Here is a 26,677-nt window from a genome sequence, read left to right as displayed (position 1 = left end):
TCACGACTTAAATAAATCTGATCTCTTAGAAAATTATGATAAAGCCACTGACAAAATACAACTTATTTTGCTATCATCATTGCTAACATAAACTTCTTTTGGTAGAATTAAGTTAAAAGTTCAGTTAGTTTAGCCGAGCGACTAAGTTAAGTTTATTAATCGTTCGGCTTTTTAATAAAAAGCACGTTTATTACAGATGTGGAGAGATGGGAAATGGTAAGTCGTGAAGAAAAATGTAACAATGAAGGATATAGCTGATCGAATTGGGGTCAGCAGTGTTACTGTGTCAAAAGCCTTAAATGATAAGGATGGCGTCAGTGATAAGTTAAAAGAAAAGATTAAACGATTAGCTGATGAAATGGGTTACCGCTATAATACCATGGCTAAATCGATGAAAAATGGAATGTCATATAACATTGGTATTATAATGCCTGAGCGTTTTTCGGGTGGGATTTCTCAATCTGTTTACTTTAGAGCCTATCAAAAAATAACGACTACCTTAGAGGGCTATGGCTACTATGGTATTATGAATATATTATCGAATGAAGATGAAGAGGCACTGAATTTGCCGAAAATTTATCAAGAGAAGAAGGTTGATGGCATTATATTTCTTGGGCAACTAACGAGTGATTATATTAAAGTTGTCAAAGAAATTGATATGCCAATTGTTTTTCTCGACTTTTATGATGAACACGATGAAATTGATTCTGTTATAACAGATAACTTTTATGGGGCTTATGACATTACGAACTACTTAATAGCTGAAGGGCATCAAGAAATCGGTTACGTCGGAAATCTGTATTCTACAAGTAGTATTCAGGATCGGTTCTTAGGCTATTATAAATCATTATTGGAGCACCATATAAAGTTAAATGATGAATTTATTATTAACGATCGTGATGAGAAGGGTAAATTTATTGAGTTTAATCTCCCTGAACAATTACCAACAGCTTTTGTTTGTAATTGTGATCAAGTAGCCCATGAATTAGTTAGTAAACTAAATGATATCGGTTATCGAGTTCCTGAAGATTTTTCCGTTGTAGGTTTTGATAATGACATCTATGCGACAATTACTAATCCGCAATTGACGACAGTAGACGTTGATGTTGATGAGATGGTCAAGCAAGCTGTTCGGTTAATTGTCAGGAAGGTTCAAGGGGAGAATAAACGTTATGGCCGTATGTCGGTAAAAGGAAATATAATTAAGCGGAATTCCGTTAAAAAGCTAGGACGAGATGAGTGAATCATTCATCCTTCTTAGCTTTTGTTTGATATGAATGAAGGTGATTGTTTGAATAATAAAATAGCAGGACTCGTCATTAAGTTGTACCATTATATGCTAGTAAGTTTTTATTTCTGGCTCGGTTTATTGAAGGGGATATTTATCTATGCCCTTATTCCAGCGTTAGTCGCTTTATATTTAACGCTCGATCATATGAAGCAAAATCCAGAATATGCTGAATCAGAATTGAAACAGGTCTATCAACAAAACTATAAAAAATATCAACATCATAAATTGAGTTCGTTCTTAATTAGCTTTATGTTCATTTTATTAGCAACAGTAATCTTCTTTTTGTATAAAGCTGAGGCGAATTGGATATGGATCGGAATCGTTAGTTACTTTTCATTGTTGCTATATACGACGGTTAGTTATGCAACTTTTTATTTTGCTTTTAAAACAAACGAAATCAAGACTTCGTTTGCATTAGGGTTTGTCAGTGTGGTTAAAAATTTGAGTATTACCGTATCAATTGTTGTTTTATTTGTATTGATGTTATGGTTAGCTTTTTATAATCTTATTTTATTTATTGTCTTATCACCGCTGTTATTTGGACTAATGGTTGTCTATGTATTCCCTAAGAAACTGCATAATTAAATCGGAGATGCAAATACTTACCTAGAGCGTGTAACTGTGCTCTATTTTTTTTGTTGTACGGAATTATCAATCAATTAACAAGATGAAATATGAACCTAATTGTTTATCTTTTATCCTCAAGTTAAATAAGTTTAGGATAAAGTAGTTCGGGAAAGAAGAAAGAAGAAGGTGATAACCTAATAATCGCTTAATAACAACCTAATTTAATTTATTATGACTCATTAGCGTTGCATAAAAGTGTTGTTCACTTGTCAAATCAATAAATTACTCTTAAGTTACTTGAAGTTAAAATTTACCATCTTCATTTTGTTTTTAAATTAAAAAAAGTGAACAGTGAACGAAGAGTAGCTCTTATCCACAATTTGGAATATAATTATTTATTAAACAAACAATGGGTCAAAATCAAGTGTATCTAAGTGATCCACCTCGCCTTCGCTGTATTGTTTCATAAGGATGCGAAATTCGTGTTCAAAATCATATTTCCGTCGGCCTTTCGAAGTGCGTGTAGGTGGGCGAAACAATGCTTTGACAAACGTCTCGTAACTTTCGAACAACAGATTCTCCAACGTTTTTTTGACATCGAGAAGCTGGCCACTGTGACCCGTATTATGTTGGATTAAAACGGTTAAACAGTAAGTAATTAAGGCAATCCAGATTTGATTGTAAACCGCATTTTGACTTTTACCATAAAATGTTTTTAGTTTTAAATGTTGTTTCATCCATTTGAAAAACGTTTCTATTTTCCAGCGATAACGATAGAGATCACCAATTTCTTTGGCGGATAGCCCAAAACAATTTGTTACAATCGTAACGCTGTTGCCTTCGGCGTCTTCTGTTTCAATTAATCGTAGTGGCTGACTCATTTTCGTTCCAGATACGTCGTTACCTAAATAGACATCTTGGTCTTTAAAAATAAGCTGATCTGGATCAGGAACTTGTTCTGAAAGGACTTCGATTTCAGCATTCTTTTTGAGCCGTGTCAAAAATTGTGTTTCCGAAAGACAAAGCTTTTCAAATTGCTTATAGTCGATGTAACCTCGATCAAATAAGTAAATGGTGTCTAAATCAGTATCGATTAATTCGTCCATTTGTGAGCGGTCCGAATGGATCGCTGGTAATAACTTCGCTCGATCAGGTATCGTGTCATCTTTGGTAACAACGACTCTCGCATGTAGTCGAACACCTGCTTTCGTCTTTCGAAATGTCGCCCAAGGATATTGGCTAAGACACATGCTCATTGTCGTTGAATCAATCACTTTTAAACGGGTAATATGACGAATAAGTGGTGACGAATAAGACATTTTCAGTTGGATTTTATTTGTTAAATATAAGAAAGTATTCTCGAATAGTACAGATGGTAATTGACTTAATTTTCGAGACAATTGAGACGTACTGATACTTTCAAACGCTAATTGTCGTTTCATGTCTTGCTTATCTTTCGTTTGTTTCGAAACACTTGTTAAACTTTTAATTTCATAAATTTGTGCCATGATCATGAGTTGAAAGAATCGGTAAGCCGTCAGCTTTTTGACATACTTATCGATATCCATGCCGTTGCTTAACTCTAAAAATGTTCGTTCATTAATCAGTTTAATTAGTTCACTAATTGTAGATTTTGTGGTATTCTTGTCCATGTGATTGCTCCTTATTTTTTGGGATTTGGACAGAGCTACCAAACCTAATTATAAGGAGTTTTTTCTGTTTTTAGAAATATTTCGAATAACCACTTGACATTTCGGAAATATGTTTATGCAATACTAATGATTGTGACTAATTGAATATGAACTTTTTTAATGTATTTAACGCTTGATAAAGGTGGGATTAGACAGGTTTTGGATAAGTGATAAGTGATAATAATAAAAAAAGTTTAAATAAACTGTTGACTAGTAACCGTTTTCACTATAAAATGGACTTATTAGCTTAGCGATAACCTAATATTAAGCTAAAAAATAAAAAAGGATGGGTGTTAAGGAAATGAATAAAAAACTGATTACTTTATTACTTAGTGTTCTGATGGTTTTATTTTTAGCAGCTTGTGGCTCAAATGATGATTCATCGGCTGATACAGATGATTCAAACGGAACAGAAGGAAAGACTGATGAGACAACAGATAGTGATCTTCTTCCTTACGAGCAGTGGAAAGAATTAGATCCAGAAGAGATAGAGGGAGATCTAGTTGTTATTACACACCGTACAGATATTGTAGATAGTGTTTATCAAGACTACAAAGCAGAATTCGAGGCTATGTATCCTAATGTAACTGTTGAATTTGAAGCGTTGGCTGATTATGGTGGTGAAATTATGCCGCGTATTAATACTGAAGACTTTGGTGATGTTCAGTACTTGCCGATCCAAGTACCAATCCAAGATATTCCGAACTTTTTCGAGCCATTTGGGCCTATTGAAGAGATGAATAATAGATATTTAGGTGTAGAAGAGCGTGCGGTGAACGGTACTGTCTACGGTATTCCAATTGCTTTAACTTATACAGGTGTTATTTATAACAAAGCTGTTTTTGAAGAAGCGGGTGTTGAGGAATTACCTACAACACAAGAAGAATTCCTTGCAGCTTTACAATTAGTTAAAGATAATACGGATGCTATTCCGTTGTATACAAACTATGCTGATGCATGGCCATTAGCGCAGTGGGAAGGTGCTGTAACGTCAACGGCGGGTAGCGAAGACTATTACAACGTTGATATTTTAGATGACCCACGTCCATTTGACGCTGGAGATCCACATTATGAGCACTACAAATTAATGTATGAAGTAGCTAAGCGAGGTTTAATTGAAGCAGATCCATTAACGACGGATTGGGAGTCATCGAAAGTGATGATGAACAATGGTGAAATTGCAACAATGGTCTTAGGTTCATGGGCTTTAGAGCAAATCCAAGATGCTGGACCAAATGGTGATGATATTGCGATTATGGCATTCCCATCAGATGCAGAACGTACACTGTTCTCAATGGGTGCTGACATGAATATCTCAGTAAGTAAATTTAGTGATAACAAAGATGCTGCTTTTGCGTGGGTTGATTACTTCATCCACAAGTCAGGTTATTCTGTTGAGCAAGCTGGTGGTATCAGTGCTTCAGTAGATGTACCTCGTCCAGATGCATTAGCAGAAGCTGAAGAAGCTGGTGCAGAGTTTGTCATGTTAACACCATCACCAGAAGACAAGTTAGGCTTATTAGACGAAATTGATAAAGAGTCTGAAGTTGGTCTTTGGTTGGAAGATGAGAAACAAATTCTAATTGAAGCTGCAATTGGAAACCGTGACATGTCATTTGATGATGTTATGAATCGATGGAACGACGCTTGGGAAGAAGCGTACAACAAAATTGTTGAATAATTTTTTATAAGAAATAGACTTGAGGAGAGCACACTTAACGTGCTTTCCTCAAATTACTTTAGGATTTGCAGAAATACAGGGAGGTGCGGCGCTTGTTTGGGTTATCTCGATTATCTTATGAAACTCAGAAAAAAATTATCATCGTTTCTTTTCTCGTTGTTCCATTGGGATTATTAGCGTTATTCGCTTATTTACCAGTTCTTAATATGATTTGGTATAGTTTTACTGATTGGAACGGCTATAGTGCAAAAGAGTTTCTCGGTTTTGAAAATTATAAAACAATTTTTACCGATCCAGAATACTTTAGAGTTTTTAAAGTGAGTTTGTATTACTTTTTTGCAACATTTATTCAATTGGCGATAGCGTTATACTTTGCAACAATATTATCGTTTAAAGTTAAATTCAAAAATTTCTTTAAAGGGGTTCTATTCTTCCCCTATTTATTGAATGGTGTAGCAATTGGTTTTATGTTCTTATTCTTCTTCAGACCAGATGGAACACTTGATACTGTTCTAACTGCAATTGGTTTAGAGGGATTAATTACACAGTGGTTAGGAAATCCGAATGTAATTAATTATTCTTTAGCGGGTGTATCTGTTTGGCGTTACATGGGCTTTAACTTCATTATTTTCTTAGGAGCGATTTCTTCAATCTCTGGCGAAATCTATGAAGCTGCAGAGATGGATGGTGCCAACCGTTGGCAACAATTTAGATATATTATTTTTCCGAGCATCAGAATTATCATTTCGTTAAATTTAATTTTGGCAATAAGTGGTGCGTTAAGTGCCTTTGAGATTCCATATATTATGACTGGAGGCGCGAATGGCAGTGCGACCTTCGTGATCCAAACTGTCAATACAGCCTTTAAGTACGGTAAGATCGGATTAGGGTCTGCCATGGCGGTGCTTCTGTTGATTATTGTCGTAATTGTATCTAGTATTCAGAAAAAGTTTTTCGGTGAGGGGGAGTAAAATCATGAAATTGAAAAGAACTTTAACTTCAGTTGGTAAGTATGGCTCCCTCTTGTTGGGTGCCTTTGTCGCGATTATTCCAATTGTTGCTGTTTTCTTTGCATCATTTAAAACGGGTACGGAATATACGACAACGGGACCATTAACGCCACCGAGTGATTGGACGAATTTTGATAACTATATGAGAGCTTTTGTTGATGGAAATATGTTGACTGGTTTTAAAAATACCGTCATTATCTTAATCATTTCGGTCATCGGTACAACAATTATCGGTTCGATGGTTGCGTTTGTATTGCATCGTTTTAAATTTAAAGGCAGTCAATATATATTGGGTGCATTTTTACTTGCTACTTTAATTCCGGCGGTAACAACACAAGTTGCGACGTTTCAAATCGTTCATACATTAGGTTTATTTAACACAATTTGGGCGGCGGTTATCCTTTACTTAGGGACAGATATTATCGCGGTATATATTTTCCTGCAATTTATGGACTCAATTTCTGTATCGTTAGATGAGTCAGCAATGCTTGACGGAGCATCTTATTTTACGATTTATCGTAAGATTATTCTCCCGTTATTAAAGCCGGCGGTCGTGACTGTTTTTATCATTAAAGGTGTCAACATCTATAATGATTTCTATACGCCGTTTCTTTATATGCCAAAATCAAGCTTGCAGGTTATTTCAACAGCCCTATTTAAATTCCAAGGACCATTTGGAGCGCAGTGGGAAGTTATTACAGCGGGCGTTATGATAGCGATTATCCCAACGCTAATCGCATTTATTTTCTTACAAAAATATATTTACAATGGTTTAACAAGTGGTTCAGTAAAATAAAAATGTTTTTAGAAGGGATGTAATGTTATTATGTCAAAAATAAAAATTATTGCAGATAATTTATCGAATATTCCTTGGGAAGATAAGCCTGAGGGTTATCATGGGCCAGTATGGCGTCATAGTCAAAATCCAGTAATTGATCGTAATCCTGCCAAAGATATTTCTCGAATTTTCAACAGTGCGGTAATCCCGTATGAAGGAAAATTCATTGGTGTCTTTCGTGCAGAAACAACAAATGGTCGACCACACTTGCATTTAGGTTATAGTGATAATGCTTTAGATTGGACGATCGAAGAAGAGCGAATTGAATTTGTTAATGAAGCTGGCGAACCATTCCAGCCGAATTACGCTTATGACCCTCGTTTGCTAAAGGTTGAAGACACTTACTATATTATTTGGTGTACAGATTTCTATGGTGCTGCAATTGGTTTAGCAGAAACGAAAGATTTTAAAACATTTACTCGTTTAGAGAATCCGTTTTTACCATTTAACCGTAATGGTGTATTATTCCCACGTAAGATCAATGGAAATTATGTGATGCTGTCCAGACCAAGTGATAGCGGGCATACGCCGTTTGGTGACATTTTCTTAAGTGAAAGTCCGGATCTTGTTTACTGGGGCAAGCATCGACATGTCATGACTGGTGAAGGTGCTGAAGGTTGGTGGCAAAACGTTAAAATTGGTGGCGGCCCTGCACCGATTGAAACGAGTGAAGGTTGGTTAGTTTTCTACCATGGCGTAACAGGTACGTGTAATGGTCTTGTTTACAGTATGGGTGTGGCTATTTTAGATATTGATGAGCCTTCGAAGGTCAAATACCGTTCGAAAAACTTTGTCTTAACACCTGAAGAAAGTTATGAAACAACAGGTTTTGTAGATAATGTCATTTTCCCATGTGCGACATTGCATGATGCGGAAACAGGAAAGATTGCGATCTATTACGGCTCTGCTGATACAAGAGTTGGTTTAGCGTACACGACAGTTGATGAAATTGTTGAGTATACAAAAGCGACTCATGAAGCTGTACCTGGAGATAATGAAATCGGAAAAATGTAAAAAAATAAACGGCTAGGAAAGGTTAAAAAAACTTTCCTAGCTTTATTAATATAAAGAGTTTTTAGGGGGATTGTGATGGAATTTATTAAGGGTTTTACATTTGGTTGGGATAGCCAAAAAGGCTACTTTAAAACTGAGCGAGCGAAAGAGAGTTTACGCTTAATGCAAGAAAGAACGGCGAGTGAATATGTAATTGTTGCTTTAGCGGCGTTGCAGGATACGGCTCACTCGACTGAAGTTGATTTTCAGGGCTCGCACATGGTTGATGATGACGAACTGATTGAGCTGATTGATTATGCGAAATCCTTAGGTTTGAAAGTAATTTTAAAGCCAACAGTAAATTGCCGTAATGGTACGTGGCGAGCTCATATTAATTTCTTTGATATGGATATTCCGGGTGAACCAACGTGGGATGAATGGTTTGAAAGTTATATTAATTATCAGAAACATTATGCGAAAATTGCCGAAAAAACGAACTGTGAAATGTTTGTCGTTGGTTGTGAGATGGTACAAGCGGAAAGAAGAGAAGATAAATGGCGTGAACTCATCGCAGAAGTGCGTAAAGATTATCGAGGTCTTGTGACTTATAATACGGATAAGTATCAAGAGGATAATGTGAAGTTTTGGGATGCACTTGATGTCATTTCATCTAGTGGGTATTACCCGATAAATGATTGGGATCGACAATTAGATCGGATTGAAGCGGTCGTAAAACAATATGATAAACCGTTTTTCTTTGTCGAGGCAGGTTGTCCAAGTCGCTCTGGCTCTGCTTTACTACCGAATAAATGGGATTTAGAAGGTGCGATTAATTTACAAGAGCAAGCAGATTATTACCAAGTCATGTTTGAAAAGACAGCGTCGAGATCGTGGGTTGGTGGTTTTGGTTTATGGGACTGGCAGACCTATTTATACGACGAGAAAGATGCAACTAAAAATGATGATTACGGGGTATTTGGTAAGCCGGCGGAGCGGGTTATTAAAGCTTATTACCAATCACGTTAATATAGGTGAAAGAGGGATTTATCGATGCAGGAAGTTTTTATTAAAGGAATGACTTATGGTTGGGAAAGTAAACGGGGGGATTATCGTACAGTAGAAGCAGTTGATTCATTAAAAAAGTTAAAGGAAACAGGTAGTGAATGGATTGCTTTATCCTTTTTTACTTATCAAGAAACATATTGTTCAACTGAAATTACATTTGATTATAATCATACAATGACGGATCGTGATATTATTTTTGCAGTTGAACAGGCTAAAGAGTTAGGTTTAAAAGTCTGTTTAAAACCTGTAGTTAATTCACGTGATCAAATTTGGCGTGCTCGGATTGGGTTTCCGGAAGAAGCAGAAGATAAATGGCAAGCGTGGTTTCAGTCTTATCGACATTTCTTGAATCACTATGCTGAATTAGCCGAAGAGTTAGCGTGTGAAATGTTTACGATTGGTTGTGAAATGGTTGCGACGGAACATCGTGTATCTGATTGGACAAAAGTAATAGAGGAAGTTCGTCAGCACTATAGTGGACCGATTATTTACAACGCAAACCACGGTAAGGAAGAGGGAGTTGAGTGGTTCAATCTTGTTGATTTTATTGGGACAAGTGCTTATTATCCTGTTGCAGATAAACCAGGTGAAAGTGTGGAAGTCATGAAGAAAAACTGGTTGCCAGTTAAGGAAAAGCTTGCTAAACTACATGAGAAGTTCAATAAACCAATCGTCTTTGTTGAAATTGGTTGTCGAAGTGCGCAAGGGTGTGCGACGATGCCTTGGGATTTTGAACATGTTGATTTACCGGTTGATCAAGACGAGCAAGCTAATTTTTATCAATCTGTTCTAGAGGTTTTCTGGGATGTACCTTGGTTTGCTGGATTCTTTTGGTGGGATTGGTCAACAAAGCTTTACCCTCTAGAAGAGGCTGCTACGAATAACTGGTTTGATATTTATGGTAAAAAAGCTGAGCAAGTGGTCCGTGAGTTTTATTTAAATGGGAAACGAGGGAGATAGTTTGTCACATCTAGCGAATCCTAGTAGATATCAAGAGATGATTTATCGGCGGTTAGGCCATTCAGGTCTTAAAGTTCCGGTGATTTCTTTAGGTTTATATCGCAACTTTGGTGAATCGTCTCGTTTTGATCAAGCGACTGAAACGATTTTAACAGCATTTGATCTTGGGATTACCCATTTCGATCTCGCGAATAATTATGGTGAACCAAATGGAAGTGCGGAAGAATTTTTCGGTCAAGTTTTACGTGATAACTTAGCTGGTTATCGAGATGAACTATTAATATCAACAAAATCTGGTTATGACATGTGGCCGGGTCCGTACGGTGAATGGTTATCTCGCAAGCATTTGATTGCCAGTTTAGATCAGAGTTTGCGTCGTCTCGGTTTAGATTATGTCGATATTTATTATGCCCATCGCTATGACCCGAAGACACCGATTGAGGAAACGGCATATGCGCTTGATCAAGTTGTCAGGCAAGGGAAGGCACTCTACGTCGGAGTTTCTAATTTTCCTGCTGAAGCAATCGAGGAGATCGATTCGTTTTTTGACGCATTAGGTACACCTTTTATCGGCAACCAGTTGAACTACTCGATGTTTTTGCGTCAGCCTGAGGTGGATGTATTTCCAGTTCTAGAAAAATTAATCAAAGGTGCGGTTGTCTATCAACCACTTTACCAAGGCTTGCTGACTGAAAAGTACTTAAATGATATTCCTAGTAACTCTAGAATGGCGCAGAATGTTGATTCTTTATCAAGGGGTCAATTAACGCAGGATCGGATTAAAAAAGTACAACGATTATCTCAAATTGCTAAAGAAAGAGATCAAACAATGGCGCAATTAGCGATCGCATGGACATTACAACAAAAAAGTGTTGCGTCAAGTTTGATTGGTGTCAGTTCAAAGCAGCAGTTAATTGAAAATGTCGCTTCGATTCAAAATTTAACGTTTACCAAAGATGAAATGGACCAAATTGAACTGATTTTGTCGAATTAACGAGTAAGAGTGGAGGAACATGTATGCATGTTGATATGTCAATAGCTGAATTATACAAATATACTGGAAAAAGCCCTTTACCTGCTGATTTTGATCAATATTGGGACAGAGCGCTTCAGGAATTAAAACAACAGTCATTAGATTATCAATTAGTTGAAAGTGATTTTAAGAGTCAGATTGCAGATTGCTATCATCTTTATTTTACTGGAATTGGTGGGGCGAAAGTTCATGCCAAATATGTTCGTCCAAAAGAAAACCTTTCGACGGGGCAGGGTGTTGTCATGTTTCATGGTTATACCGTTGATAGTGGTGACTGGTTAGATAAAATTGCTTATGCTGCTGAAGGGATTACGGTGATTGCTTTGGATTGTCGTGGTCAAGGAGGGTTATCAACGGATACAGTTGCGGTTAATGGGCCGACAATAAAAGGTCATATTATCCGTGGTTTGCATGATGACAATCCTGACCAGCTTTATTACCGACATGTTTATCTTGATACGGTACAAGCAAGTTGGATTTTGATGAATATGGAACATATAGATCAAGGACGTATTGGTGCGTATGGTCAATCTCAAGGCGGGGCATTAGCAGTTGCATGTGCGAGTCTTGAACCGAGGATTAAACAGCTTTATGCGGTTCATCCGTTTTTGGCTGATTTTAAGCGTGCTTGGGAAATGGATGTTAATAACTCCGCTTATGAAGAGCTATCGTATTATTTCCGAGCGGTTGATCCGACTCATCAGACAGCTGATCAAGTCTTTAATCGGCTCGGCTATATTGATATTCAAAATTTATCACCAAGGATCAAAGCTGATGTTCAATGGGTGACGGGATTAAGAGATCATATTTGTCCACCGTCAACGCAATTTGCTGCTTATAATAAAATAACTGCAAATAAGGAAATGACCTTTTATCCTGAACACGGTCATGAATTTTTGCCGAGACATGGTGATCAAGCACTCCAATGGTTTAAGCAATTGTAAGAAAAGACCTCCAGTTGCCCGATTGGCAATTAAAGGAGGTCTTTTCTGATCTATATAATTATGAAAGGGGTAACAGATTCATTTTGTAATATCGACACCTGATTTAATTTAATAAAGATACATAACAGTATTTCCTTGTAAATTAGGTTATCGATAAGTTACTATAAATAAATCATAACACATTTATTTTGAAAACGCTACATATTCGATCAAATCATCACTATCAATAGTTTATCCTAATTTATCAAAATTGATAGACTTTTTAAAGCAGACCCTTTATAGTAGATGTTGATGATAGTTTAATTAATTAATTAAGTTAATAATCTGCCGTCGAATTAAGTTAAACTCAGTCTTATTTGAATAATTGAGCTTGATTTTGTTGAGGATACTCTAAAACCTGAACGAGCTTATTATTAGTTACTTATAGAAAGGGGATAGATCATGGAAAAGGGTGTCTCGCTAGATTTTGAAGAACGCTTTCAAGAAAGTGAAACGATTAAAGGGCGTTCATTTAAAGTTTTAAACATATTGTATTCAGGTCACTATTTAAAACTATTTATCTCATTCATATTTTTCGTACTTAAACATTCACCTGTCTGGATATTACCAATTGTGACAGCCAATTTAATTAACTTTGTAACGGAACCGAATCAATATGATACCCGTTATGTTTGGATTAATGTCATTATTTTAGTCATTGTCATCTTGCAAAACTTACCTTCGCAAATGCTGCATATTAGCTTTATGTCAAAGGCAATTCGCCACGTTGAAGCGGGGTTAAGAAGTACGTTGATCAGGAAATTGCAACATTTGTCAATTTCTTATCATAATGAACTGCAATCAGGGCGTCTGCAGGCAAAAGTTCTTAGGGACGTCGAGATGATTGAAATGATGTCGAAACAAATTATGTTGGGTGTGCTGCCAGCTGTAATGAATATTATTGTTGCAATCGTAGTTACAGGTTCAAGAAGTTTGACGGTTGTTTCTTTCTATTTAATTGCAATTCCGATTTCAGTCATTTTGGTCTATTTATTCCGAGGTAAATTAAGTGGCAAGAACCGTGAATTTAGACAAGAAATAGAGGAAATGTCTGGCCAGGTTGCCGAAACAGTAGAGATGATTCCGATGACACGAGCACATGGCTTGGAGCACGTCGAAATTAATAAAATTGATGCGCTTGTGCAAAGAGTAAGAGGAAAGGGCTATAAATTAGATATTCTTGAGGCTTTCTTTGGAGCGACAAACTGGGTCAGTTTTCAAATGTTCCAGGTTATTTGTTTGTTGTTCACAGTCTATCTTGCTTTTAAAGGATCAATTCCCGTTGGGGACGTTATTTTATATCAAAGTTATTTTACGTCAATCTTGATGTCAATTTCTGCTGTTATCAACATTTATCCTCAATTAGCAAGAGGATTCGAATCGATTCATTCTGTTTCTGAAATTTTATTTGCTCAAGATGTTCAAGAATATCAAGGTAAATCCAAAATTAATAAAATTGAGGGACGAATCACTTTTGACGCGATCGACTTTCACTATCGAGATACTGATCAGCATGTATTGACTAATTTTAACTTAGATGTGAAGCCAGGTGAGTCAATTGCATTTGTAGGTGAATCAGGTGCTGGAAAATCAACGATCCTTAATTTAGTTACTGGTTTTTATCGACCAACTAAAGGGCGGATTTTAATTGACGGTATCCCGATGGATGAATTAAATATGCGAAAATATCGACATCGACTCGCTGTGGTACCGCAACATACCATTCTATTCTCCGGAACGATTCGAGAAAACATTACTTATGGTCTCGCAGAAGCCACTGATGAGCAAGTCTCGGCGGCAGTTAAACTGGCGAATTTAACAGATGTGATTGCAAGTTTACCTGATGGTATAGAGACTAAGATTGGTGAACATGGGGATCGACTATCGGGTGGACAAAGACAGCGGATTGCGATAGCCAGAGCATTTATCCGTAATCCTGATTTAATTGTTTTAGACGAGGCAACATCTGCGCTTGATAATCAATCAGAACGAATGATTCAACAGTCAATGAAAGATTTAATCAAAGGTAAAACAACGTTTATCGTTGCCCACCGATTATCAACAATTCGAGATGTTGATCGCATCGTTGTGATGAGAAAAGGGCGCTGTGTCGAAATGGGTAATTATCAAGAATTAATTAATTTAAAAGGGGAATTTTATCAGATGCAACAAGCATCTAATGAAAATTAATAAATGATTTAAAACTAACATGAGGTGACATAATTGGAAAAAATAAAGAAAGTTATTCAAGGATGGCAATTTAGGCAATTTAATGAAGGGGATTGGTTGGACGCAAACGTTCCGGGAACTGTTCATACCGATTTAAGGACTCAAGGTTTAATAGAAGATCCATTTTATGGAACGAATGAACGTGATCTTCAGTGGATTGACAAAAAAGATTGGGAATACCAATCAGTTATTTCAGTCGATCACAAATTACTTGAGCAAGATCGAATTGAACTTGTTTTTCACGGATTAGACACTTATGCGGATGTCTATTTAAATGAACAAAAAATCTTAACAACTGACAATATGTTTCGCACTTACCGTAAAGATATTAAGGAGTATTTAACTGAAGGAAATCATGGACTGAGAATTCATTTCAAATCACCGATTGATACAGATTTACCAAAGTTAGCAGCGCTAGGTTATGGTTTGCCGGCTGCTAATGACGATTCCGAAATGGGTGGCCTAGGCGATCAGAAGATTAGTGTATTTGCAAGAAAGGCACCTTACCACTACGGGTGGGATTGGGGACCGCGATTTGTTACAAGTGGAATTTGGAAAGACGTTGAGCTTGTTGCTTGGTCTAAAATTAACATTGATGATTTTTATATAAACCAACACAATGTTTCGCAAGAAAAAGCTGAGCTTGTAGCAGAACTTGAAGTAGAGAGTGTTTCGAATTGGTCAGGTAAGCTAGAAGTATCAACAGAAGCTATAGTTTGGGAAAAAACTGTTGAGCTTGTTCCAGGGAAAAATAAAGTTAAATTAGATCTGAGCATTGATCAGCCTAAATTGTGGTGGAGTAGAGGCTTGGGTGAACCGAATCAATATACTTTTGTTGCTAAGCTTGTCTCTGATGAACAACCAATCGCTGAAGAGACTGTTACAACTGGGTTAAGATCAGTTCGTTTAGTTCGTGATCAAGACCAAGCAGGTCATTCGTTTTATTTTGAATTAAACGGTATACCAGTCTTTGCAAAGGGTGCTAACCATATTCCGAATGATAGCTTTATTACTGAAGTGACTGAAGAGCGTTATCGTTATGAAATCGAAAGTGCAGTCGCAGCGAATATGAATATGCTTCGAATTTGGGGTGGTGGTGTTTATGAGTCAGACACGTTTTACCGTCTATGTGATGAACATGGCATCCTTGTTTGGCAAGATTTTATGTTTGCGTGTAGTATGTATCCTGGTGATCAAGCTTTCTTAGACAACGTTAAACAGGAAGCAATTGATAATGTCAAGCGACTTCGCCATCATCCATCGATTGTCTTGTGGTGCGGTAATAATGAGATTGATATGGCATGGGCACACTTTAACGAACATGCAGGCTGGGGTTGGAAGAATGATTATGATGATGAGACACGAGAAAAGATCTGGTCAGATTATAAAAATATTTTCCACAATATTTTAGCAAATGTCGTTGATAAATATGCGCCAAATGAACCGTATTGGCCGTCATCACCACTTGTTAGCTTAACAGATGACATTAATCAACATGCTTCAAAAGTAACGGGCAGTGGCGATATTCATTTTTGGGAAGTGTGGCACGGTGAGAAGCCGTTTGAAGTATATAAGGAAAATGTTGGACGATTTATGAGTGAGTATGGTTTTCAGTCGTTCCCAGAGCTTCGAACAGTAAATACGTTTGCAAAAACATCTGATTATGCAATTGAATCAGAGGTGATGCTCCACCACCAGAAGAATGGAGCTGGTAACCAATTAATCCGAACGTATATGGAAAACTACTTGCCAGAACCTAAGGATTTTCCAGCCTTTCTCTATATGAGCCAAGTGCTGCAAGCAGAAGGCATCAGGCAAGCGATTGAATCACATCGTCAACACATGCCTTATTGCATGGGGACGTTATACTGGCAAATTAATGATTGCTGGCCAGTAGCATCATGGTCAAGCATTGATTATTACGGTCGTTGGAAGGCACTTCATTATTTTGCAAAAGAATCATTTAAAGATGAAGCATTAATCTTTGATCAAACAGAAGAACAATTGAAAGTGTTTGTCGTTAGCGATAAGCTTAAAGCAAAACAAGCGCAGTTAAAGCTGACGCTTCAATCACTATCAGGGGAAAAATTAAGTGACGAAGTATTGACGATTGAGGTTAAAGCAAATCAGAGCACAAAGGTTGCAGTGAAAAACTTAAGTGATTTAATCAAGGATTACAAACGAGAAGAGATCACTCTAATAGGGGAATTACTGATTGATTCTGAACTTATTGATCAGAAGAAACATTACTTTGTGCGAACAAAGGAATTAAGACTTGGGCAAGCTCAAATTCAAATCAAACGGTTAAGTGAAGTAGGTGAGTTTAAAATTACAACCGATCAATTTGCTAAAAGCATTTGGTTAGATACAGAAGAAGCGGGTTATTTTAGTGAAAATTACTTTGATCTTTTACCAGGGGAAACGAAAGTTGTTCAATTCACTCCAAGAACCGGAGAAGTAAACCCATCAATGATTATTGATGTGAAATCAATGGCTGACATGATTTAAATTAGAAAACGCCATTGTTTGAACTCCCCCCACTTATCACTCTTACGAGTCGATTGAAGTGGGGGATTCCTAAGAACATCAACCTAATGGCTGATTATTGATTAGGCGATCCCTGTCGTTTGCTTTGTTTTGGGAAGTGAATCGACTTCCCTCTCAGCAAGGATAGAAACGCAATATTTACCGCTTGGATTGCGTCGAATCGTCGCATTGATGATCCGACTATCGACTTCACGACTTTTAGCGAACTTAATAAGCCCTAACTTTGGCAGTTTGATTTCACTGCCAAAAAGAGCGATATTTCCGTTTGTGTATTTCGTTGTATATGATTGGGTCGGGTTCCTTTTTGATTTAAATCGTGGTGTGCTTGTTTGCTTCTTGAAGAAACGTGAAAAAGCATCAGCTAAGTTTTTGACACTTGATTGAACGGCAATACTATCGACTTCTTTTAACCAATCATATTCTTGTTTCAAGGCTGGCAACTGTTTTGAGCAGAGATTATAAGTTAATCCTTTCCCTGCTTCTTTGTAAGTGTTATTCCACTTTGCCAAAAAATGATTGAAAACGAACCGTGAACAATCGAACGTTTTGTTGATAAGTTATTGTTGTGTCTGATTAGGATAGAGACGGAATTTATAGGCTTTATTGACTAACATGAGCACACTTCACTTTATACGAATATACGTTCTAGTTGTGCGATAAGAAATATGTTTTGGCTAGCGCCAACCGACATTCATCTCTCACTTACTCACTAGGCTAAACCCTTCTCGTTCCTTGAAGTGGGAGTTTTCTGTCGAAGTGCTGATAAATAATGCCCGCAAAGTGAAGCTAATGATTGCTGAAATTCGGTAGTGTAAAAAGTTCTATGAAAACTACCCGATAATAAAAACTCTCATCTATTTTGAAGGAGAAAAATAACCGCCATCGCCCTTGACAAACACGACAACGATTTACCTGTGGGGTGTCAAGGGCGAAGGGAACAAAAGTAGGCATGACAAATAGCCCTTGACTTTTACTAGTATAAATCGCTGTCTAGTTCGGTTTGTCAAGGGTTCGCTTCGCCGGTGGCTGAATGGTCGGGCTCAGCTAAACAAAAGCTAGGCCGCTTGCTGCTCCGCCAAAAAATCCTGAGCCATTGATATAAGTTTTGTCCATCTTTCAGGCATGTTGGGCATCATTTCAAGCTCTGGAATCATTACAGGAACTTTGTTTTCCAGTGAAGCATGTGGACGTAGGAAGTTAAAATAAGCCACAAATAACGTCACATAGGAAACAGATCCTTCTTGGGAGCCAAAGCCAGTTGTAGCTCTATAGTTGCCTTTGAACGAGCGATTGAGCCGTTCAATGATTTGTTTCAAGGGACGGTACTCCTTGGATACAGGGTCTTCATTGGTTAAGCCAATCACCTTGTGAATGTCAAAGTGTATCCCATGTTGCGAAAAATAATGCTGCGCCAAAATATAGATGGGATTACCGTCTACGACAAACATTAAGTCTTCAGGAATCTCTTTAAATTTCTGAAGTACTTGATCCAAGGCTTTAATGGCTGATGGTGTATCCCGATTAGGTGAAACAGGATAAGACAAAATAATTTTCTTTACGGCATCAAAAAAGAAAAACAGATAGTGCCATTTCCCTTTGACACGAATGTATGTCTCATCTCCACAGAAGCTATTAGAGAGCCCATAAGGATAATGATCGACGAAGGGCTTTGTGATAAGGGCAACACTATTCATGTAGTTTAGGATAGTTTGATGCGATATTTTCACACCGTGAACATCGTACATTAATGCAGCCGTTTTACGGGCTGAAAGCCCGTAGTTAACATGGTAGGTCAGAATAAGCCCCAACGTGTGTGGTGACACATAAATCTTTGAAAGATCTACTTTCGGGCTTATAGGTGACTCCTTCGCTAAAGGCTTAAAATCAAAGTTAAACTCACGGAAGATATAACGAACTTTAAACGCTTAAGGGTCATTTTTAAATTGTTGTTTCTCTTCCTTAGTCATCTTACGTAGATTTTTCTTATAAAAGGAACAGTTATTGTTTTTACACTTGTAAACGTAAAAATCTCTACGTTCCTTAATTCTCTCTAAAGTCTTTAAACAATGTGGACATTTGATAATGGCTTCCTTGAGGAAACGATTTTGTTGACTAAATAAGCACGCACACACTTTACATTTGTACTGTCCGCTATTACCGTTATTCGCGTAAAGGTATTCGGACGGCGCTGAACATTTTGGACACGTCAGTGTCTCTGGCACTGTAACCACACTATTTTTACGGCGAGTGATTGGTTTTAGGACTTTACCGTGTTCAACTTTGTAATCATGGATAAGCTTTTTATAGTCTAGCTTTTCAAGGGTTTCAATGACAGGCATATCATCAACTTGTAACTTTCGATAAGGTTTGTTGACAGGCTCATCGAATGGAGCTTTCGCAACGGATTTGCCTAGCAGAATCCCTAATAATGTATAAATTATTTTTTCTTGAAACTTGATAAATTGAAGCAAATAGGTTATAAATTGAGGGTACAACTTGTCACTTCCTATCTTGGATTTGGTGTGAGTCTGGTAACCTCATCAAACACCAAGATTCGGGGGTGGCAAGTTTTTTGCATTTAAAGACTATTAAACCAAGGTTTTAACAAGTTTTTACTATAAAACTTTTGACAATACGATAGTTAATGGAGGGGTTTTTTAATGACGACGATTTACTTTGTTAGGCATGCTGAGTCAGACTTATCAATTTATGACGATTTAACGCATCCGCTGACAGAAGCGGGTTTACAAGCGATTAAGTCTGTGACGAAATTTTTACTCGAGTAAGAGATTGATCACGTCTTTTCAAGTCCATTTAAATGGGCAATTGATACAGTAAAGGACTTTGCTGATCAAGGCTGGCATTATCAACACACAAAGTGGATTACTACGCTGAAGAACACCAAAATATTTCAAAGCATGTCTAGAAAGGCAACTTGTGCTGACAACGCCGTGATGGAAAGTTTCTTCGGTATTTTAAAGCAAGAGATTTATTACGGTGAAGAATTACTATCTTATCATGAGTTGAAACAAAAAATTGAACAATATATCGATTACTACAATAACGATCGAAGCAAAGTAAAATTGGCTGGCTTAAGCCCGGTCCAATACCGAACTCAAACCAGCCAAACAGTTGCATTATAAAAACTCTAACTTTTTGGAGTCACTACCATTTACGATAAACAGTACCTGTTTTTTCTTATTTTACTTGAGTTCAGCTTTATATTTGTTGATAAAATCTGTTAAGATAAGCTCTAATTTAGGTCCATCGACTTCATCTAAATCATAGTGAATCCGGGCAGTTGGTTGATTAATTTTAATGACACGTGATAAGTCAATTGGTGTCCCAATAATTACCGCATCACAATCGACGTTGTTAATCGTTGTTTCCAGATCTTTTAGCTGTTGTTCGCCATACCCCATTGCTGGGACAAGATTCTCAATATGAGGATAGGTTATGAACGTATCCTTTAAGCTTCCTACAAGGTATGGAGTAGGATCGATGATTTCAGCAGCTCCTAGACGTTGCGCTGCGACTGTGCCTGCACCAATTTTCATTTCTCCATGTGTAAGGGTCGGTCCGTCTTCAACAATTAGGACACGTTTTCCTTTAATTAATTCTGGCTGATCTACTGTAATCGTTGACTCGGCTTTAATAATTATACTGTTTGGACTGACAGTCTTAATATTGTTTTCAACAATTTGAATCGCCTCAGCCGTTGCGCTATCAACTTTATTAATAATGGCTACGTCTGCTGTTCTTAAGCAAACCTCACCAGGATAATACTGTAACTCATGCCCAGGTCGGTGTGGATCAAGCACTGTAATCGCTAAATCAGGTTTGTAAAATGAGAAATCATTATTTCCCCCGTCCCAAACGATCACATCACATCCATCAGGGTCATTCTCTGCAGCTTCTAGAATTGCTTCGTAATCAACACCTGCATAAATAATATTACCTCTGGAAACATGTGGTTCATATTCTTCCATTTCTTCAATTGTACATTGATGTATTTTTAAATCTTCAATCGTTGCAAAACGTTGAACACGTTGAGCAGCTAAATCACCATAAGGCATTGGGTGTCTAATTGCTATGACCTTAAGTCCTTTTGCCATCAACGTTTCAATTATTTTTCTCGATGTTTGACTTTTACCGGTTCCTGTTCTTACAGCTGTAACTGAAATTACCGGCTTATTGCTTTTTAGCATTGTTTGATTCGGTCCAAGTAATTTAAAGTCACTTCCAGCAGCATTAACAATCGCACCAATCGCCATCACGTCTTGATAGCTAATATCGCTAAATGAGAAAACACACTCATCAACATCATATGTCTTAATTAAGTCCGGTAATTGTTCTTGCGAATAAATAGGGATTCCTTCAGGATATAGATTACCAGCAAGTTCCGCTGGATACTTCCGTCCGTCTATATCAGGAATTTGTGTTGCCGTAAATGCAACAACATTATAATCGTCATTATCACGATAGTACGTATTAAAATTATGAAAGTCTCTCCCCGCAGCTCCAATAATAATAACATTTTTCTTTGTCATTTGGATTCTCTCCTGTCCGTGTTACAAGTTATAATAATTATACTTTATAGTGAATAATTATGCAACGGTAATTTTTTATTTACTTATATATGAGTTTCAGTTAAATTTACGATGTTATGTTATAATATGGGCATATTAAGGTGGTTTGACTTTTGAGCCGCTCTTCCAAATAGGGAGGAATCAATAACATGATGGACAAGTATTTAATTATAACGGACTTGGACGGAACTTTATTAAACTCAAAACACAACATCTCTGATTTTAACATTCAACAGATTAATCAATTTAGAAAATATAATGGTCAATTTACGATTGCAACTGGTAGAACGAATAAAAGTGTAGAACCTTACATAAAAAAGTTAAACATAAGACTGCCGATTATTACATACAACGGTGGGCAGATTTATTGTCCAGTTAAAAAACAAGTTCTATATCATCGAACGCTACCAATAACAGAGGAATTATGTGAATATTTAAAAGCGGCAGTTACATTTTCAGAAGTAGTTTTCTTTGCGCAGGAGCAAATTTATGCAATTAACCGCGGTGATGTTTGTCGTGACTTTGAGCAAAAGGAGAACTTAACGACAATTGAAATTAATTGGAACGAGCTACCTAAACAAGTGACGAAAATTATGCTCATGTCGATAGCAAGAAAAGACTTAGAGAAATTTGCAACAACCTTAACAGACAAATTTAACACACTTACACTTGTCTTTTCCCAAATGGAATATTTAGAAATTTTACCCGTAGCAACATCAAAGGGAGAAGCATTAAAAGAATTAATTAACCTTTGTCAGCTAACAGATGCTTATACAATTGGATTTGGTGATAATTTTAATGACATACCATTACTCACGGCATCTGACTTAGGCATCGCCGTATCCAACGCCGAACCCCAACTAAAAAAAGTCGCCGACCACACCTCTCAATATACAAACGAACAAAACGCAGTCGGTCACTATATTCAAGGACTGTTAAAATAAATATATTAATAAAATAACTCTTTTAAGGAGCTGTGATCATGTCGTTATTAAGAAGAACAATTAATATTCGGCATGATCAAATTAAATCATTTATTGAAAGTAAATTAAAAGATGAATCTCCTGTTTATATGTTAGATAGATTTTTGTATCAAATTGCAGATTCATTAATGGACCTACACCAAGACAAACAAATTAATTTGGAATCGTATTTTTATAATGCTGAGTATATTCCTAAGCAAAAAACAAGAACTCTTTCTACTGATGAGTTAAGAGAGAAGCTAACATCCTATCGTTTAAAAAAATCTAAGGAATTAAATATTAAGCCATATTATATTTTTACAAACCGAACGTTAGATGCATTGATTATTGAACAACCAAAAACTATGGAGCAGTTACTTAAAATTGAAGGAATTGGTCCCGTAAAAGCAGAAACTTATGGATTAGATATACTAAACATTATCAATAATGAAATGGAAGAAATATAAAGATAAATCAAAATCACGATTTAGAGTAACCACTTAGTTATGTTTAGATCGTGATTTACTTGTTTATTATGGTTCTAATAAATTATAGAAAGCTGAAAACATTACTATTTTAAAGATATATTAATACAACCTGACAAAATAGATGAAAAGAGTTACTATCAAGCATATTTAGTACGTCTAACTGATTATCGCCAATTCCATTAAAAGTATAAAAATAGCAGGTGAAATACACGAGACTCCTGCGGGAATAAATCTTTTCGGTGGGACGAGTAATCGCAGTCCCAGCACGAGCTGAAGATCCACTAAGGCAAGCGTTCTTTGCTTGCCTTAGTTAGCTAAAAGCCGTGCCCGCGGAAACATACTAAGATTAGTAGTACAAGACCTAGGCCAGGTTTTGTGCTACTATTTTTTTATAGTAGAAGTGAAGTAAAGCCGAATCACGCTAAGGACCTTGAGTTCGACGATCGGAAACTGGCTAACTTCACTCCCTTATTTGAATCAGCTTAGTATGTTGGGTCCCCAGAGACCGTGTATAAGAAAGTGGAATCGATAAGGTAAAGTGGAGACTTCTACAAAAATATTAAGGAGGAGAAGAAAATGAGATGCGTTATTGCTTTCGACGTTAGTCGAAAGAGTAGTACCATGGCCGCTTACAACGAGCAAGGTAACTGTGAATTTGAAGGGAGGTTAATTCATTCAAAAACGGGATTCTCTAATTTAAGTAAAATCATTAAAGATCTAAGTGAAAAGAATAATTATACCTTAGAATTTGTTTTTGAAGCGACTGGAGTATATTCGGCTGCTTTAGAACGATTCTTACGAGAGAATAATCTCGTTTATTATTCTTTAAATCCTTTATTAGCACACCTTAACACCCAATCTCTAAGAAGAAACAAAACAGATATAAGTGATGCGCATCAACTGGCTAAGAATCATTTTAAAAACGATTATTTCCAAACTTATCGCGAAGATTCTTATTACGAACAGATGCGTACAATGTCACGTCGCTATGATGAGATTATGAAAGAGAAGATTCAGTACAAAAATCGACTACATGCATCATTACAATTATCTTTCCCAGACTTTGATACGGCTTTTATTAACAAATCAAAACTTTATTATAATCTTGTACAAGTATTCCCTCACCCAAACTTGATATTAAAACGATCTAAAACAGTTATTAAAAATCGTATTAAAAAATGCACTAAGAAAAACTATTCATTAAAAAAGTTAGAGGAAAGAGCAATTTTATTGATTGAAATCGCAAAGGATTCATTTCCAGCAGTTGATGAAACAGACTATTCTTGTGAGTTAGTAAGGGATTATGCCAAGAAAATATTAGAGATGGAGGAAGAGCAAGATGAAATCATTCAAAGAATGACAGAAATGTCAAAAGACCGTAAAGAATACAGGATCCTTCGGTCATTTCCCGGAATAAAAGATAAATTAGCCTGTAGAATCATAGCTGAACTAGGGGATTTAACACGTTTTAAAAATAATAAACAACTAAATGCATACGCCGGTATAGATATCGTAAGATATCAGTCTGGAAATATGGAGTATAAAGATCGTATAAATAAACGAGGTAATAGTAGACTGCGTGGTATTTTGTATTTTATGATTGTCTCAATGCTTTCTGCTAAAGGAAAACAAATAAATCATTTAGTTGATTATTATTATAAATTAAAAAAACAACCCTATAATAAGCATCATAAGGTTGCAGTAGTCGCTTGTATGAATAAATTCTTGAAAGTCACATTTCATCTTATTCAAAACGACCTATTGTATGATTATGAGAAAGCTTCAAGCCAACAATAATCATACTATGATTTAATTATAACACAATAGACCTTGAAAAAAGACAAAAAACACAAGGTCTATTCGAAGTGCAAAATTTTAATTAATTCCCGGAGGGGTACCCCTCCGGGAATTAATTAAAAAAAGGGATTTAAACACTTGACTAAACGTAAGAAAGCGAGTGTATTTCACCTGCGGTGAATATATACTAAATAAAAATATACTTGATCATGCCTTATAATAAAGCATGATCAATATCATTTGATATTGAAATGTATTTACTTACTAAAATCAAATTTCTTATTAACAAAATAAATGATAAATCCACCGATTGTCATGGAAACAAGTTCTCCAGCTGCAATCGTTAGATACATAAACCAAAAGGATTCAGGTTGTTCAGAGACAATATAAATTTGCCCGGCAATCGTAAACATCGATACTACTACAATCGCTGCCATGACAACCATTTTCATCTTCAAATTTTTAATGTGTTTTGTTGCTGCTCTTGAAATAATTAAGACTAGGAAGGTAGATAGTCCGCCGACAATAACATCAATTAATCCAAAAGGTGAGAAAAAGTTTACAATCATAACCCCCACTGTTACAGCAATAACATAACGCTTATGTAAGAGTGCGAGATAGTTAAACATTTCGGATAATCTGAATTGAATGGGACCGAATCCAACTGGAGCGACTACGAGTGTGACCGCAATATAAAGTGCTGCAATTAGGCCCATCTTTGCTAATTCTTGGACAGACGTCTGTGAGGTTTGTTGCTTAAGATCTGTATTCATTAATAATTTCTCCTTTGTAAAATAGCAATCGCTATTTTAGTAATAACTATGGCCAAAGGATGAGAGCTTGATTGCTCTAACGAAGTGCCATAGTGCAAGTAAAAAACCTGCCTGCCCAGTATAGCAAATACAAGAAGTTCCTGCAAGATTATTTCATGATCCAGCCGCCGTCAATCGGGATGACAGCTCCATGAATATAGTCTGCTTTATCACTAGCTATAAATAAAGTTAAATCAGCAACTTCTTCAGGTTTAGCCCATCTACCAGCAGGTGTTTCTTCTGCTACCCATTTGGCGATTTTGCCATCTCCTTCGAAATCAGCCTTGTTCATTGGTGTTTCAATTGCACCAGGTGCGATTGCATTTGCCCGAATACCTTGACGGATATAGTCATAATCTAGTTGCTTTGTAAATCCAATAATGGCATGTTTTGAAGCGGTATATGCAGCACCGCCACCACCAGCAACAAGACCAGCAATTGAGCTCATATTTATAATACAACCTTTCTTTTGCTGCAACATATAAGGTAACACAGCATTAGTCACTAAATATGTCCCTTTTAAGTTTGTATCAATAATACAATCCCATAATACTTCGTCGGTTTCTAATGTTTTTGCATAGTCATCAAGGATGCCAGCGGTATTGAGTAAAATGTCAATTTTATCATACGCCATAATCGCCTGAGCTACCGCTTTTTCAACAGCTTGCTTATTTGCAACATCAGCAACGATATAACTAAAATAGTCCCCGTATTTATTTTTCAAATGGACAAGTTGATCATCTTTAATATCAATTGCAAAGACATGAGCTCCCTTTTTAAGAAAACTCTTAGCTTGAGCATAACCAATTCCCGAGTTAGCCCCGGTAACAAAAACAGTTTTTCCTTTAAATTCAGTTGTTAACAAATGATCACCTCATAAAAAAAGTCCAGACTTATGCTGGACAATGATGTTTTATTCAACAATTTCCCAATCCTCAGCGAGCAAGTCACATACTGTTGGTGTAAACATAGTATAACCTTCACCCTTTACATTAATTAAAAAGTAAGGATTTAAAGTTTCACCATCAAAAGTGGTTTGATCTACTAATTTGACATATAATTCGGCACCATGCCATCCTGAGCGAATTACTTTCTCACCAGCTTTTAGTCTAGGTAAAATTTCTTCAAATGTCATCTGTCT

The 26,677-nt window shown here is 36.6% G+C and carries 22 protein-coding genes and 2 pseudogenes; 17 read left to right on the top strand and 7 right to left on the bottom strand.

The features are described 5' to 3' along the window. Positions 1-223 precede the first annotated feature (223 nt). On the top strand, positions 224-1,243 hold the full coding sequence (locus AXY_RS11335; RefSeq protein ID WP_041450191.1) for a substrate-binding domain-containing protein: 1,020 nt from the start codon (positions 224-226) through the stop codon (positions 1,241-1,243). A 48-nt stretch (positions 1,244-1,291) separates the two neighbouring features. Then, positions 1,292-1,876, top strand: coding sequence for a hypothetical protein (locus tag AXY_RS11330; RefSeq protein ID WP_015010957.1), 585 nt, complete (start codon positions 1,292-1,294; stop codon positions 1,874-1,876). 380 nt (positions 1,877-2,256) lie between these two features. Here AXY_RS11330 and AXY_RS11325 read toward each other — a convergent pair whose 3' ends face one another. Beyond that, positions 2,257-3,510, bottom strand: a complete 1,254-nt coding sequence (locus tag AXY_RS11325) for an IS4 family transposase (protein WP_015010956.1) — start codon at positions 3,508-3,510, stop codon at positions 2,257-2,259. Positions 3,511-3,850: 340 nt separating this feature from the next. Here AXY_RS11325 and AXY_RS11320 point away from each other — a divergent pair, with 340 nt between their 5' ends. The 10 genes from AXY_RS11320 (at position 3,851) to AXY_RS11275 (ending at position 16,849) form a co-directional block, all read left to right on the top strand. Beyond that, positions 3,851-5,230: an ABC transporter substrate-binding protein gene (locus tag AXY_RS11320; protein WP_041450190.1), complete on the top strand. Its 1,380-nt coding sequence runs from the start codon at positions 3,851-3,853 to the stop codon at positions 5,228-5,230. Between the two features lie 92 nt (positions 5,231-5,322). After that, on the top strand, positions 5,323-6,201 hold the full coding sequence (locus AXY_RS11315) for a carbohydrate ABC transporter permease (protein WP_015010954.1): 879 nt from the start codon (positions 5,323-5,325) through the stop codon (positions 6,199-6,201). A 1-nt stretch (position 6,202) separates the two neighbouring features. Further along, positions 6,203-7,036 carry a carbohydrate ABC transporter permease gene (locus AXY_RS11310; protein WP_041450379.1) on the top strand — a complete coding sequence of 278 codons (834 nt, stop codon included), beginning with the start codon at positions 6,203-6,205 and terminating at the stop codon, positions 7,034-7,036. Between the two features lie 30 nt (positions 7,037-7,066). Then, the gene (locus AXY_RS11305) at positions 7,067-8,092 is read left to right on the top strand and encodes a glycoside hydrolase family 130 protein (protein WP_015010952.1); all 1,026 of its coding nucleotides are present in this window, start codon (positions 7,067-7,069) and stop codon (positions 8,090-8,092) included. Between the two features lie 75 nt (positions 8,093-8,167). Continuing rightward, positions 8,168-9,097, top strand: a complete 930-nt coding sequence (locus tag AXY_RS11300) for a glycoside hydrolase family 113 (RefSeq protein WP_015010951.1) — start codon at positions 8,168-8,170, stop codon at positions 9,095-9,097. A 24-nt stretch (positions 9,098-9,121) separates the two neighbouring features. Then, positions 9,122-10,096, top strand: a complete 975-nt coding sequence (locus AXY_RS11295; protein ID WP_015010950.1) for a glycoside hydrolase family 113 — start codon at positions 9,122-9,124, stop codon at positions 10,094-10,096. After that, positions 10,077-11,090: an aldo/keto reductase gene (locus AXY_RS11290; protein ID WP_015010949.1), complete on the top strand. Its 1,014-nt coding sequence runs from the start codon at positions 10,077-10,079 to the stop codon at positions 11,088-11,090. The genes AXY_RS11295 and AXY_RS11290 overlap by 20 nt, the downstream gene beginning before the upstream one ends. A 23-nt stretch (positions 11,091-11,113) precedes the next feature. After that, entirely contained in the window at positions 11,114-12,073 is a 960-nt protein-coding gene (locus AXY_RS11285; RefSeq protein WP_015010948.1) for an acetylxylan esterase, read from the top strand. A 441-nt stretch (positions 12,074-12,514) separates the two neighbouring features. Then, a complete protein-coding gene (locus AXY_RS11280; protein ID WP_015010947.1) occupies positions 12,515-14,302 on the top strand; it encodes an ABC transporter ATP-binding protein in 1,788 nt (595 codons plus the stop codon). A 33-nt stretch (positions 14,303-14,335) separates the two neighbouring features. Beyond that, positions 14,336-16,849, top strand: coding sequence for a beta-mannosidase (locus AXY_RS11275; protein ID WP_015010946.1), 2,514 nt, complete (start codon positions 14,336-14,338; stop codon positions 16,847-16,849). A 107-nt stretch (positions 16,850-16,956) separates the two neighbouring features. Here the strand turns inward: AXY_RS11275 and AXY_RS11270 are convergent. Both AXY_RS11270 and AXY_RS11265 read right to left on the bottom strand, forming a co-directional pair. Next, positions 16,957-17,502: pseudogene (locus tag AXY_RS11270) on the bottom strand (RNA-guided endonuclease TnpB family protein); the annotation flags it as partial. 441 nt (positions 17,503-17,943) lie between these two features. Next, positions 17,944-19,383, bottom strand: a pseudogene (locus AXY_RS11265) (IS6 family transposase). A gap of 165 nt (positions 19,384-19,548) precedes the next feature. Between AXY_RS11265 and AXY_RS13110 the strand changes: the two are divergent. Beyond that, the gene (locus AXY_RS13110; protein WP_015010942.1) at positions 19,549-19,674 is read left to right on the top strand and encodes a hypothetical protein; all 126 of its coding nucleotides are present in this window, start codon (positions 19,549-19,551) and stop codon (positions 19,672-19,674) included. A gap of 132 nt (positions 19,675-19,806) precedes the next feature. After that, positions 19,807-20,031 (top strand): IS3 family transposase, encoded by a 225-nt coding sequence (locus AXY_RS12925; RefSeq protein ID WP_015010941.1) that lies wholly within the window; start codon positions 19,807-19,809, stop codon positions 20,029-20,031. A 60-nt stretch (positions 20,032-20,091) separates the two neighbouring features. Here AXY_RS12925 and AXY_RS11250 read toward each other — a convergent pair whose 3' ends face one another. Next, positions 20,092-21,438: a cyclic 2,3-diphosphoglycerate synthase gene (locus tag AXY_RS11250; protein ID WP_015010940.1), complete on the bottom strand. Its 1,347-nt coding sequence runs from the start codon at positions 21,436-21,438 to the stop codon at positions 20,092-20,094. A 188-nt stretch (positions 21,439-21,626) separates the two neighbouring features. Here AXY_RS11250 and AXY_RS11245 point away from each other — a divergent pair, with 188 nt between their 5' ends. From AXY_RS11245 to AXY_RS11235, 3 genes are all read left to right on the top strand, one after another. Further along, a complete protein-coding gene (locus AXY_RS11245) occupies positions 21,627-22,421 on the top strand; it encodes a Cof-type HAD-IIB family hydrolase (RefSeq protein ID WP_015010939.1) in 795 nt (264 codons plus the stop codon). Positions 22,422-22,459: 38 nt separating this feature from the next. After that, the gene (locus tag AXY_RS11240) at positions 22,460-22,906 is read left to right on the top strand and encodes an HRDC domain-containing protein (RefSeq protein WP_015010938.1); all 447 of its coding nucleotides are present in this window, start codon (positions 22,460-22,462) and stop codon (positions 22,904-22,906) included. A gap of 597 nt (positions 22,907-23,503) precedes the next feature. Next, positions 23,504-24,724, top strand: coding sequence for an IS110 family RNA-guided transposase (locus AXY_RS11235; RefSeq protein WP_015009979.1), 1,221 nt, complete (start codon positions 23,504-23,506; stop codon positions 24,722-24,724). A 257-nt stretch (positions 24,725-24,981) separates the two neighbouring features. On the opposite strand, the gene AXY_RS11230 is transcribed toward AXY_RS11235, so the two are convergent. The 3 genes from AXY_RS11230 to AXY_RS11220 all read right to left on the bottom strand — a co-directional run bounded on the left by AXY_RS11230 (position 24,982) and on the right by AXY_RS11220 (position 26,671). Next, entirely contained in the window at positions 24,982-25,497 is a 516-nt protein-coding gene (locus tag AXY_RS11230; protein ID WP_015010937.1) for a QueT transporter family protein, read from the bottom strand. A gap of 148 nt (positions 25,498-25,645) precedes the next feature. Beyond that, on the bottom strand, positions 25,646-26,401 hold the full coding sequence (locus AXY_RS11225; RefSeq protein WP_015010936.1) for a 3-oxoacyl-ACP reductase: 756 nt from the start codon (positions 26,399-26,401) through the stop codon (positions 25,646-25,648). Between the two features lie 48 nt (positions 26,402-26,449). Then, entirely contained in the window at positions 26,450-26,671 is a 222-nt protein-coding gene (locus AXY_RS11220; protein WP_015010935.1) for a DUF2829 domain-containing protein, read from the bottom strand. Between the last annotated feature and the right edge of the window lie 6 nt (positions 26,672-26,677).

The organism is Amphibacillus xylanus NBRC 15112, from assembly GCF_000307165.1.
GTDB lineage: Bacteria > Bacillota > Bacilli > Bacillales > Amphibacillaceae > Amphibacillus > Amphibacillus xylanus.
This window is presented reverse-complemented; position numbering and strand designations above follow the sequence as displayed.